2 protein-coding genes and 1 pseudogene are annotated in these 14,197 nt (G+C 51.8%); all 3 read left to right on the forward strand.

Translation table 11 applies throughout. The features are described 5' to 3' along the window. Positions 1-326: 326 nt before the first annotated feature. Complete coding sequence (gene srfAA, locus NYE42_RS01830; RefSeq protein ID WP_352426724.1) at positions 327-11,081, forward strand: surfactin non-ribosomal peptide synthetase SrfAA; 10,755 nt, start codon at positions 327-329, stop codon at positions 11,079-11,081. Between the two features lie 595 nt (positions 11,082-11,676). Then, on the forward strand, positions 11,677-11,967 hold the full coding sequence (locus tag NYE42_RS01835; RefSeq protein ID WP_352427002.1) for a hypothetical protein: 291 nt from the start codon (positions 11,677-11,679) through the stop codon (positions 11,965-11,967). A 77-nt stretch (positions 11,968-12,044) separates the two neighbouring features. Further along, positions 12,045-14,195: pseudogene (locus NYE42_RS01840) on the forward strand (amino acid adenylation domain-containing protein); the annotation flags it as partial. Positions 14,196-14,197: the final 2 nt, after the last annotated feature.

Raw genomic sequence — 14,197 nt, forward strand, 5'->3', positions numbered from 1 at the left:
CGCATGAAACTTTTCACCCATTTTTCGGTGATAAAAACAATATTTTCATATAAAGTGAACGTAAGTAGATATATAGAAATACATGCAGAAATAGGTAAACCTTTCGTGCTTACAATCAATGGCTTTTTGTCTTGATTTCTCATAAATTTGATGCCGCATTTCGGACTGCGCGGGTGAACGGATGACGGATTTCGGCGGTGATTGAATCGGGATCGTTTTTGGAGGTAAGTGGTTCTTTTGGCTTGAGAATGAGTTAGGGACATAGAGGGAGGCTGTTTCTAAGGGAGAATTGACATCTTTATCTTAAAAAGGGGAGGCGCACACATATGGAAATAACTTTTTATCCTTTAACAAATGCTCAAAAACGTATCTGGTATACAGAAAAATTCTATCCGAACACAAGTATTTCAAATCTTGCCGGGTTCGGGAAACTCATTTCTGAAGACGGCGTACAGGCTCATTACGTTGAGAAAGCGATACAGGAATTCGTCCGGCGGTATGAGTCGATGAGAATCCGTCTGCGGCTTGATGATGAGGGGGAGCCCGTTCAATATGTGAGCGAATACCGTCCGCTCTCTATCGGGCACACAGATATCAGGCAAGCCGGCTGCTCTGCGGACGAGCTGTCCAAATGGGGGCGTGAAGAAGCTGGCAAGCCTCTGGCGTTATATGATCAGGATTTATTCCGTTTTTCCGTGCACACGATCAGTGAAAATGAGGTCTGGTTTTACGCTAATGTGCATCACATTATTTCAGACGGGATTTCCATGACGATTCTGGGCAATGCGATTACTGATATTTATTTGGAGCTTTCAGGCGGGACAAGTGAGGAACAGACGGAGATTCCTTCTTTTATCGAGCACGTGCTGACAGAGCAGGAATATGTGCAGTCGAAGCGGTTTAAAAAGGATCGGGATTTTTGGAACGGGCAGTTTGAGACCGTGCCGGAGCTTGTGTCCCTGAAACGGAGCCAGGCAGATGCGGGTCTTGATGCGAAACGGTTTTCTCAAGAAATTCCTCACGACTTATATGGCCGCATTCATTCATTCTGCGAGGAGCATAAAGTCAGCGTACTATCTCTGTTCCAGTCAGCTCTGATCACTTATCTCTACAAAGTGACCGGCCGGGATGACGTTGTCACGGGTACGTTTATGGGAAACCGGACGAATGCGAAAGAAAAGCAGATGCTCGGGATGTTCGTATCTACGGTGCCTGTGCGGACAAGCGTTGACGGAGGACAGTCGTTCTTGGAATTCGTTAAAGGCCGGATGAAGGATCTGATGAAAATTCTCCGCCACCAAAAGTATCCGTATAACCTGCTTGTCAATGATTTGCGCGCTTCGAAAAGTTCGCTGAGCAGATTGTTTACGGTGGCTCTGGAGTACCAGGTGATGCAGTGGCAGAAAAAAGAGAATCTGTCCTTCCTGACAGACCCTATTTTCAGCGGAAGCGGTACAAATGATATTTCAATTCATGTGAAGGAACGATGGGACACCGGGAAATTGACAATTGATTTTGACTATCGCAGCGACATTTTCAAGGGGGAAGAGATTGAATCTGTTTCTGAACGTTTGATCACGCTGATTGAAGATGCGATTTCATCTCCTGATCGCATAATTGATGAACTTACTCTTCTTTCTGAATCCGAGAAAGAGCGGCTGCTGAAACGGGCCTCCGGCAATCCGGTGAATTACCGCAAGGAGATGACGATACCGGGGCTGTTTGAAGAGAAAGTGAAGTCACTGTCTGACAAACCCGCGGTTGTGTATGAAGGCCGAACATTGTCCTATCGCACATTGCATGAACAGTCAGGCCGTATTGCCGGACGCCTTCTTCAAGCCGGGATATCAGCCGATTCTCCTGTCGCGGTGCTGCTTGGCCGTTCTGAGCGTGTCATTGCGGCAATATTGGGAATTTTGAAAGCGGGCGGCGCCTATGTGCCGATAGATCCTGACTTTCCGGCGGATCGGATTCAGTACATTTTAGAGGACAGCGGAGCGAAGGCTGTTCTGACGGAGGCCGGAATACAGGTGCCTGCAGCGGATGCCGAACGGATTGATTTTGACGAGGCTGTTCAGTTTGAAACGGCTGCGGACGTTGTCATCACACAATCAGACCGGCTGGCTTACATCATCTACACGTCAGGTACAACGGGGCGGCCGAAAGGCGTGATGATTGAGCACCGGCAAGTTCATCATCTGGTGCAATCACTGCAGCAGGAGATTTATCAATGCGGTGAGCAGACGTTAAGAATGGCGCTTTTGGCTCCGTTTCATTTTGATGCGTCCGTCAAACAGATATTTGCCTCGCTTCTTTTGGGACAGACGCTTTATATCGTGCCGAAAACGACTGTAACGAATGGCTCGGCACTGCTGGACTATTATCGTCAAAACCGGATTGAAGCCACTGACGGAACGCCTGCGCATCTGCAGATGATGGTTGCGGCGGGAGATGTCAGCGGAATTGAATTGCGCCACATGCTCATTGGGGGAGAGGGCCTGTCCGCGGCTGTTGCCGAGCAGCTGATGACGCTCTTTCATCAATCGGGCAGGGCGCCGCGTCTGACGAATGTCTACGGGCCGACAGAAACGTGCGTAGATGCGTCCGTGCATCAGGTGTCAGCCGATAACGGAATGAATCAACAGGCGGCGTACGTTCCGATCGGAAAACCGCTCGGCAACGCCCGTCTGTATATATTGGATAAGCACCAGCGGCTTCAGCCCGACGGCACGGCCGGTGAGCTGTATATCGCGGGTGACGGTGTAGGCCGCGGCTATTTAAATCTGCCGGATTTGACCGCAGAGAAGTTTTTGCAGGATCCGTTTAACGGAAACGGCCGCATGTACCGCACGGGTGATATGGCGCGCTGGCTGCCGGACGGGACGATCGAATATATCGGCCGTGAAGATGATCAGGTGAAAGTCCGCGGCTACCGCATTGAGCTGGGAGAAATTGAAACGGTGCTCAGAAAAGCTCCGGGCGCGGCGCAGGCCGTCGTGCTGGCACGGCCGGATCAGCAGGGCAGCTTAGATGTCTGCGCATATATCGTTCAGGAAAAAGGAACCGAGTTTCACCCTGCCGAGTACAGGGAGTATGTGTCCAAGCACCTTCCTGATTACATGGTGCCCGCTTACTTTACAAAAACGGACGAAATTCCGCTCACGCCGAGCGGGAAGGCGGACCGCAAAAAGCTGTTTGCGCTTGATGTGCAGGCTGTCAGCTCATCTGAATATGCCGCGCCGAGAAATGAAACGGAGGAAACACTTGCCGTCATCTGGCAGGAAGTTCTCGGAATGGACAAGGCGGGCATTTATGATCATTTCTTCGAGTCAGGCGGTCATTCATTAAAGGCAATGACGCTTCTGACGAAAATTCATAAGCAAATGGGCGTTGAAATTCCGCTGCAATACTTGTTTGAGCATCCGACGATTGCGGCGCTTGCCGATTATGCGGAAAACCGAAACGAAGGATCGGCATTCAGGGCAATTGAGCCGGCTGAGAAGCAGGCGAGCTATCCGCTTTCGCTCGCTCAGCAGCGGACTTATATCGCAAGCCAATTTGAAGACGCGGGAGTCGGATATAACATGCCGGCTGCGGCCATGATTGAGGGCGCTTTAGACCGTGAAAAGCTTGAGCGTGCATTTTCTGCCTTAATCAGCAGGCATGAAGCGCTCAGAACATCGTTTCAATCAGAGGACGGCACGCCGAGACAAGTGATTGGCGAGCATGTTCCGTTTCATATTGAAATGATCGAAGCGCGCGGAAGAACGAATGAACAGGTCATGAAGGACTTTGTGCGCCGTTTTGATTTATCTGAGGCGCCGCTGTTCAGAATCGGCCTGCAAACGTTCGGTCACAATCGCCATATGCTGCTGTTTGATATGCATCACCTGATTTCTGACGGGGTGTCTATTTCCATCATGCTGAAGGAACTGGCTGACATCTACGGCGGAAATCAGCTGCCTGAATTGCGCATTCAATATAAAGATTATGCCGTATGGCAGGCGGAACGGGCGAAAGCAGGCTACAAGAAGGAGCGGGCGTACTGGAAAGAAGTCTTCAGCGGCGAACTGCCGGTGCTTCAGCTGCTCCCTGATTATCCGCGGCCGCAGGTGCAAAGCTTTGAAGGTGACCGCGTGTCCGCCAAGCTGCCGAAAATGCTGCGGGAACGGCTGCAGAAGCTTGCCGAGAAAAACGGAGCCACCCTTTACATGGTGCTGTTATCAGCATACTATACGCTGCTTTCTAAGTATTCGGGACAGGAAGACATCATCGTGGGAACACCGTCAGCGGGAAGAAATCACTCCGATACCGAGGGGCTTATCGGGATGTTTGTCAACACGCTTGCGCTGCGAAGCTCCGTGAAGCAGGATCAGACATTTGCCGGCTTGTTAGGTCATGTGCGCAAGCAGGTGCTGGATGCGTTTTCTCATCAGGATTATCCGTTTGAGTGGCTGACAGAGGAACTGAACGTGCCCCGGGACATGAGCAGGCATCCGATATTTGATACGATGTTCAGTCTGCAAAACGCCTCGGACGGAATTCCGGAGATCGGTAATCTGACGCTGTCTCTTCATGAAACAAACTTCAATATCGCCAAATTCGACCTGACCATGCAGGCTCGGGAAACAGCGGAAGGCATTGCGCTTGATTTGGATTATTGCACGAAGCTGTTTAAGCGCTCAACTGCGGATCGCATGCTTGCGCACTATGTCCGTCTGCTGGAAAGCGCGGCAGCTCAGCCGGATGCGAAAATCAGCGAATATGATCTGCTTTCTGAACGGGAGGCTTTGAATCAATTACAGCGGTTCAACCCGGGACGCACGGTATACCCGAAAGATCAAACGATCGTGCAGATCTTTGAAGAACAAGTCCGAAAGAACCCTGACCGGACGGCTCTACAGTTCGAAGGGGAAACCCTGTCGTATCAGCAGCTGAATGAACGCGCCAACAGGCTTGCGCGGCATATTCTTTCGGTCGGAGGCGGCGGAAAAACCGCGGCTGTTCTGTGTGAACGGTCAATGGATATGATTGTTTCCATTATGGCTGTGTTAAAAGCGGGGTCCGCCTATGTGCCGATTGATCCTGAGCATCCGGTTCAGCGGATTCAGCATTTCTTCCGCGACAGCGGGGCGAATGTGCTCCTGACTCAGCAAAGCCTCAAGCCGCTTGCGGAAAAGGCCGGTTTTCAAGGCGTCATTGTGCTTGCTGATGATGAGGCGAGCTATGAAAAGGACTCTCGCAATCCAGCATTGCCGTTTGATTCCAAAACGATTGCCAATCTCACTTATACATCAGGCACGACGGGAACGCCGAAAGGAAACATCGTCACACATGCCAACATTTTGCGGACGGTAAAAAACACGAACTATTTGACTGTTTCTGAAGAGGACACAGTGCTCGGTCTGTCAAACTACGTTTTTGACGCTTTTATGTTTGATATGTTCGGTTCGCTGTTAAACGGTGCAAAGCTTGTAATCGTCCCGAAAGATACGGTGCTGGATATGTCACGCCTGTCCCGTGTGATCAAACGGGAGAACGTCAGCATTCTGATGATTACGACGGCCCTGTTCCACCTGCTTGTTGATATGGAGCCGTCCTGTCTGACGACGCTTCGGAAAATCATGTTCGGGGGCGAAAGAGCGTCTGTAGAACATGTCAAAAAGGCGCTTGCGGCAGTCGGAAAAGGAAGACTGCTTCATATGTACGGCCCGTCGGAAAGCACGGTGTTTGCGACATACCATCCGGTGGATGTCATTGAAGAGGATACGCTCTCCGTTCCGATCGGGAAACCGGTCAGCAATACGGAAGTCTTTATCATGAACTCAGCCGGACGCATTCAGCCGGCGGGTATCGCGGGAGAGCTGTGCGTCAGCGGGGAAGGACTCGTAGAAGGCTACTACAACCGTCCTGAACTGACGGAAGAAAAATTTGTAAAGCATCCGTTTAAGGAAGGTGAACGGATGTATAAAACGGGCGACTTGGCCAGATGGCTTCCGAATGGCGATATCGAGTTTATCGGACGTATCGACCATCAGGTGAAAATCCGCGGTCAGCGGATTGAGCTTGGCGAAATTGAGCATCAGCTCCAAAGTCATGACCAGATTCAGGAATGTATTGTGCTCGCTGTGGATCAGGGTGCGGGTGACAAACTTCTTTGCGCGTATGTTGTCGGCCTCAGGGAAATCTCTTCCCGGGAGCTGAGGGAGCATACGGCGAAGGATCTTCCGGCTTATATGATTCCGTCCGTCTTTATTCAATTGGATGAACTGCCTCTTACAGGGAACGGAAAAATCGACAGGCGGGCGCTGCCGATGCCGGATGTGACCGCAGCGAATGCCGTGTCATATACGGCGCCGCGCAATGAAACAGAACAAAAACTGGCGGATATTTGGGCTGAGGTGCTGCAAATGGAGCGGGTCGGCGTCCATGACCAGTTCTTTGAGATCGGGGGCCACTCGTTAGCGGGGATGAAACTGCTGGCCCTTATCCAGAAGACATTCGGCGTGCAGCTTACCTTAAAGGATCTGTTCACTTCTCCGACGGTTGCGGGGCTGGCGCAGCTGATTGAAGGGGCTGAGCGGAAGGCGGCTGAGAGCATCGCACCGGCGGCCGAGCGGGAAACGTATCCGGTTTCTTCACCGCAGAAGCGGATGTTCGTGCTTCAGCAGCTGGAAGGCGCTGAAACAAGCTATAACATGCCGTCTGTGCTCCGCTTAAAAGGAAAGCTTGATGCGGAAAAGCTGAAATCCGTCATGAAACAGCTGACAGAACGCCATGAAGCCTTCAGAACGACATTTGACATAAAGGATGGGGAAACGGTTCAGCGCATATGGACGGAAGCTGATATCGACATGGAATATTATGAAGCCTCTGAAGAAGATGCTGAACGGATTATTCAGAGCTTTATCCGGCCGTTCCGCCTGGATCAGCTTCCTCTCGTCAGAACGGGACTGGTCAAGCTGGCTGAACATGACCACCTGCTGCTGTTTGACATGCACCATATCATTTCGGACGGCGCTTCAGTCGGCGTGCTGATAGATGAACTGTCCCGCTTGTATGGCGGCGAAACGCTTGAGCCGCTGCGGATTCATTATAAAGACTATGCGGTATGGCAGCAGAAATTTATTCAATCAGAGCAGTACCGCAAGCAGGAGGAGCATTGGCTTCGGGAGCTTGACGGCGAGCTTCCGGTATTGACGCTGCCGGCTGATTACAGCCGTCCGGCCGTGCAAACCTTTGAAGGAGACAAGCTGGTCTTTTCTCTGACTGAGGAACAGACGTCGGCTCTTCGCAGTCTTGCGAAACAAACGGATTCTACCATGTACATGGTGCTGCTGGCGACATACAGCGCCTTTCTATCAAAACTGAGCGGACAGCATGACATCATTGTCGGCTCGCCGGTTGCGGGACGGTCACATGCGGATCTCGCAAACGTCATCGGTGTTTTTGTGAATACACTCGCGCTTCGTACGTATCCGGAAGCGGACAAAACGTTCACGGACTATCTTAAAGAAGTAAAACAAACCGCTTTACATGCATTTGACGCGCAGGATTATCCGCTTGAAGACCTTCTGCAAAAGGTTGAGGTGCAGCGTGATACGAGCAGAAATCCGCTGTTTGATGCGGTATTCTCAATGCAAAATGCAAATGCGGAAGATCTGGTCATGGAAGGAATTGAGCTGAAGCACCATCCGTTTGACAGAAAAACAGCCAAGTTTGACCTGACAATGACGGCTGAGGACACAGACGAAGGTTTAACGTTTGTGCTTGAATATAACACCGCGCTGTTTAAACCGGAAACGGCAGAGACATGGAAGCATTACTGGCTTCAACTGTTAGAAGCCGCAGCGGAAAATCCGGCTGCGAAGCTTTCTGAGCTTTCATTGGTGAATAAAACAGAAAAACAAGCTCTCCTCAACGCATGGAAGGGAAAAACACTTTCTGTGCCGCGGGATAAAACGGTTCACCGTCTCTTTGAAGAAACGGCCGCCCGCTACGCGAACCGGCCGGCCGCGGCATACAACGGCGCGAAATGGACGTACGGCGAGCTGAACGCAAGGGCGAACCGGATCGCGCGCATTCTCATGGACTGCGGCGTCACGGCTGACGAACGTGTCGGCATTTTGACGAAACCGTCCTTGGAAATGGCCGCGGGCGTACTCGGCGTCCTGAAAGCAGGCGCGGCATTTGTGCCGATTGATCCCGACTACCCGGAAGAGCGGATCAGCTACATTCTGCAGGACAGCGGCGCCAAGCTTCTTCTTACACAGGAAGCGCTCGACGTGCCGGAAAGCTACAACGGAGAAACGATTCTGCTTGACGGCAGCCGCTCCATTTTGAGCCTGCCGCTTGATGAAAACGATGAAGCGAACCCGCAGACGGAAACAACGGCGGATCATCTCGCTTATATGATTTACACGTCAGGAACGACCGGACAGCCGAAGGGTGTCATGGTCGAACACCATGCGCTGGTGAACCTGTGTTTCTGGCATCACGACGCATTCGCCATGACGGCGGATGATAAAAGCGCCAAATACGCGGGCTTCGGTTTTGACGCCTCTATCTGGGAAATGTTCCCGACATGGACCATCGGCGCGGAGCTTCACGTCATTGACGAAGCGATCCGGCTGGATATCACCCGCTTAAATCACTATTTCGAAGAGCACGGCGTGACCATCACTTTCCTGCCGACGCAGCTGGCCGAACAATTTATGGAGCTGGAAAATACCTCTCTCCGCATGCTTCTCGTCGGCGGCGACAAGCTGAAGCGGGCGGTGAAACAGCCGTACACGATCGTCAACAACTACGGCCCGACGGAAAACACCGTCGTCGCGACAAGCGGCGTCATCAATCCGGAGGAAGGATCGCTTTCGATCGGACGGGCGATTGCCAATACGAGAGTTTATATTCTCGGCGACGGCGATCAGGTGCAGCCGGAAGGCATTGCCGGTGAATTGTGCGTGGCCGGCCGCGGTCTGGCGCGCGGATACCTGAACCGTGAAGAAGAAACGGCGAAGCGGTTTACCGCAGATCCGTTCGTGCCCGGCGAGCGCATGTACCGGACCGGCGACCTCGTCAAATGGAACGCGCAGTGCGGCATCGAATACATCGGCCGTATTGACCAGCAGGTCAAAGTGCGGGGCTACCGGATCGAGCTTTCAGAAATCGAAGTCCGCCTCGCCCAGCTTGCGGACGTTCATGACGCAGCGGTGACGGCCGTGGAAGACAAAGCGGGCAATACCGCGCTTTGCGCCTATGTCGCGCCTCAGCAGGACGATATTGAAGCGCTCAAATCCGCGCTGAAAGACACGCTGCCTGACTACATGGTGCCGGCGTTCTGGGTGGAGATGGACGAGCTTCCGGTCACCGCAAACGGAAAGATTGACAAAAAAGCCCTGCCGGCGCCTGACATTGAAGCGGGAAGCGCGGCATACAAAGCGCCGGAAACGGAGATGGAGACGCTGCTTTCCGACATTTGGCAGGAAGTGCTCGGTCTTGACCAGATCGGCGTAAGCGATAATTTCTTCACGCTCGGCGGGGACTCGATCAAAGGCATCCAAATGGCGAGCCGCCTGAACCAGCACGGCTATAAATTGGAGATGAAAGATCTCTTCCAGCATCCGACCATCGAAGAGCTCGTCTCCTACGTGGAGCGGACGGAAGGCAAGCAGGCCGACCAGGGCCCTGTCGAAGGCGAAGCGGCTTTAACGCCGATCCAGCGCTGGTTCTTTGAACGAAACTTCACGGACAAACACCACTGGAACCAATCCGTCATGCTTCACGCGAAAGACGGCTTTGATCCGGAGATAACAGAAAAAACATTACATGTCCTGACGGTTCACCATGATGCGCTCCGGATGATTTATCGTGAACAAAAACCGTATTACAGAGGGCTTGAGGATGCGTCTGTTGAACTGAACGTCTTTGAGCTGAACGGACCTGCTGAAGACCATGAGGACCGTATCGAAAGGGAAGCAGACCGTCTTCAAAGCAGTATTTCACTGGAAACAGGACATCTCTTGAAAGCCGGGCTCTTCCGGGCTGAAGATGGAGACCACCTTCTTCTCGCAATCCATCACTTAGTCGTGGATGGTGTATCTTGGCGGATTTTACTGGAGGACTTTACGTCCGTTTATACGCAGCTGAAGCAAGGCAATGAACCCGCGCTGCCGCCGAAAACACATTCATTCGCCGAATTTGCCGAGAGAATCAAAGAATACGCAAATACGAAGGCGTTTCTGAAAGAAGCGGATTACTGGAGAGAGCTTGAGGAAAAAGAGGTATGCACTCAGCTTCCGAAAGACAGGCAGTCTGGTGATCAGCGCATGAGACATACGAGAACGGTCAGCTTCTCTCTGACGCCTGAACAAACTGAACAGCTGACGACAAACGTACATGAAGCCTATCACACCGAAATGAACGACATCCTGCTCACGGCGCTCGGACTGGCGCTGAAAGAGTGGACGGGTGAAGACACGATCGGCGTTCATTTGGAAGGCCACGGGCGCGAAGACATTCTTGACGGCCTGAATATCACCCGGACGGTCGGATGGTTTACGAGCATGTATCCGATGATCCTTGAGATGAAGCACGCCGACGATCTTTCATATCAGCTGAAACAAATGAAAGAAGACATCAGACACATCCCGAACAAAGGAGTCGGCTACGGCATTCTGCGTTATGTAACGGCGCCTGAGCATAAAGAGAATCTTTCATTTGAGATTGATCCGGATATCAGCTTTAACTACTTAGGCCAGTTTAATGAGATGTCGGATTCCGGCTTATTTACAAGATCCGGGATGCCGTCAGGACAATCGCTGAGCCCTGACACAGAGAAGCCGAATGCGCTTGATATTGTCGGATTTATAGAAAATGGGCAGATGACGATGACGTTTGCCTATCATTCTCTCGAATTTCATGAAAAAACCATTCAATCGTTCAGTGACAGTTTTAAAGGGCACCTCTTGAAAATCATAGATCACTGCCTGGCCCAAGACGGACCTGAGCTTACGCCTAGCGATCTTGGCGATGATGATCTGACGCTTGATGAACTTGATAAATTAATGGAAATTCTCTAACAGAAAAGACAGAGGTGACATATGAGCAAAAAATCGATTCAAAAGGTGTATGCACTCACACCGATGCAGGAGGGAATGCTGTATCATGCGCTGCTTGATCCGCATTCTTCCTCCTACTTCACACAATTAGAGCTTAGGATTCACGGAAGCTTTCAGCTGGAGCTTTTTGAAAAAAGCGTCAATGAGCTGATCCGGACATATGACATTTTGCGTACGGTATTCGTGCACCAGCAGCTTCAAAAACCGCGCCAAGTCGTATTGGCGGAGCGGAAGACGAAGGTGCACTATGAAGATATCAGTCAATTAGATGAATCGCGCCAAACCGAATATATTGAACGCTATAAACGCGGCGTGCAGCAGCAGGGCTTTCATCTGGCGAAAGATATTCTCTTTAAAGCGGCGGTGTTCAGACTCAGTGAGAAGGAGCTGTATCTCGTCTGGAGCAATCATCATATCGTCATGGACGGCTGGAGTATGGGCGTTTTGATGAAAAGCCTGTTCCAAAACTATGAAGCGCTTCGTGCCGGCCGGCCTGCCGGGGGAAGCCAAGGCAAACCTTACTCTGACTATATCAAATGGCTCGGAGGCCGGGATTATGAGGAGGCGGAACAATATTGGAGCAGCCGACTGGCGGATTTCGAACAGCCGAGCCTGCTCCCGGGCCGTCTGGCATCAGAAAAGAAAGACTACCAAAATGAAGAATATTCTTTTGTCTGGGATGAAGAGCTGGTCGCGCAGATTCAGCAGACCGCCAACCGACATCAAGTCACGGGGCCTAACCTGTTTCAGGCCGTTTGGGGTGCGGTGCTCAGCAAATACAACTATACAGACGATGTGGTGTTCGGCACCGTCGTATCAGGCCGTCCTTCAGAAATCAACGGCATAGAAACGATGGCGGGGCTGTTCATCAATACAATTCCCGTCAGAATCAAGATTGACAAAGATGCAGCCTTTTCGGACGTGATGGCGGCAGTTCAGAAAAACGCCGTGGAAGCCGAGCGCTATGATTATGTGCCGCTCTATGACATTCAAAAGCGCTCCGCCCTAGACGGCAGCCTCTTAAATCATTTGGTCGCGTTTGAAAACTATCCGCTGGACAAAGAGCTGGAAAACGGGGGCATGGAGGAAAGACTCGGCTTTTCCATTAAAGTTGAACATGCTTTTGAGCAGACGAGCTTTGATTTCAATCTCATCGTGTATCCGGGAAAAACGTGGACTGTCAAAATCAAATACAATGGAGCGGCTTTCGCTCATGATGCCATCGAACGAACGGCGCACCATCTGACCCGCATGATGAAAGCCGCGGTCGGAACGCCTGACGCGCCCGTGCGGGAACTCGGCCTTGTTTCAGGCGAAGAAGAGCGGCAGATTGTTGAGATATTCAATGATACGAAAACGGCGCTTCCGGAAGAGGAGGCCGTTCACCGTTTGTTTGAAGCACAGGCAAACCGGACGCCTGCAAGCATCGCGATAAAAGAAGCGGGACGCGAATGGACCTACCGTGAAGTGAACGAAGCGGCCAACCGTCTGGCGAGACACCTTGTGAAGAGCGGGCTGGAAAAAGGCCGGACCGCCGCTATTATGAACGACCGGTCTGCGGAAACCGTTGTCGGAATGCTTGCCGTCCTAAAAGCAGGCGGCGCATATGTGCCGATTGATCCGGCTTTTCCGGAGGACCGTCTCCGCTTTATGGCGGAAGACAGCTCGATTCGGCTCGTGCTGACAGTTCAGGACTATCAAGAACAAGCGGGCACATTGCAAGTCCCGGTCGTCATGCTGGATGAAAGCGCGGATGAAACGGTAAGCGGAACAGACTTGAATCTTCCGACCGGCAGCAACGACTTGGCGTATATCATGTATACATCCGGATCGACCGGCAAACCGAAAGGCGTCATGATTGAACACAGAAATATCATCAGGCTCGTCAAACATTCGAATTACGTGCCGGTTCATGAAGAAGACCGGATGGCGCAAACGGGAGCCGTCAGCTTTGATGCCGGAACCTTCGAAGTCTTCGGCGCATTGCTGAACGGAGCGTCATTGCACCCGGTGAAAAAAGAGACGCTGCTTGACGCCGGACAATTCGCCCAATTTCTGAAAGAGCAGCGGATCACGACCATGTGGCTGACGTCTCCGCTGTTTAATCAGCTTGCCCAAAAGGATGCCGGCATGTTTAACACGCTCCGGCACCTCATCATCGGCGGTGATGCACTTGTGCCGCATATCGTCAGCAAAGTGAGAAAGGCATCACCGGAGCTGTCGCTTTGGAACGGATACGGGCCGACGGAGAATACGACGTTTTCGACGAGTTTTCTCATTGATCAGGATTATGACGGTTCGGTCCCGATCGGGAAGCCGATCGGAAATTCCACTGCGTACATTATGGATGAAAACCGCAATCTCCAGCCGATCGGCGCGCCCGGTGAGCTGTGCGTCGGCGGAAGCGGAGTGGCAAGAGGCTATGTGAACCTGCCTGAATTAACGGAGAAGCAGTTTGTCCGCGATCCGTTCAGACCGGATGAAATGATATACCGGACGGGGGACTTGGCGAAGTGGCTTCCGGACGGCACGATCGAGTTTCTCGGCAGAATTGACAACCAAGTAAAGGTCCGCGGTTTCAGAATCGAGCTCGGCGAAATCGAGGCGAAAATCAGCCAGGCGGAGAATGTGACGGAATCTGCGGCTGTGATCCGGAAAAATAAAGCGGATGAAAATGAAATCTGCGCTTACTTTACGGCAGACCAAGCCCTTTCGCCGGAAGACCTGCGCAAAACGCTTTCGGAATCACTTCCGGAATATATGATTCCCGCGCACTTCATCCAGATGAATCAGTTTCCGCTGACGGCGAACGGAAAAATTGATAAAAAAGCGCTGCCTGAGCCTCAGGCTGAAGCCGTTCAAAAAGAATACGTAGCGCCGAAAACGGAAGCGGAGCAGAAACTCGCGGACATTTGGGAAGGCATTCTCGGTGTAAAAGCGGGTGTGACTGACAATTTCTTCACGATTGGCGGACATTCTTTAAAAGCCATGATGATGACCGCTAAAATCCAGGAGCACTTTCAAAAAGAAGTGCCGATTAAAGTGTTATTTGAAAAGCCGACCATTCAGGAGCTTGC

Source organism: Bacillus sp. FSL K6-2865, from assembly GCF_040311405.1.
Classification (GTDB): domain Bacteria; phylum Bacillota; class Bacilli; order Bacillales; family Bacillaceae; genus Bacillus; species Bacillus velezensis.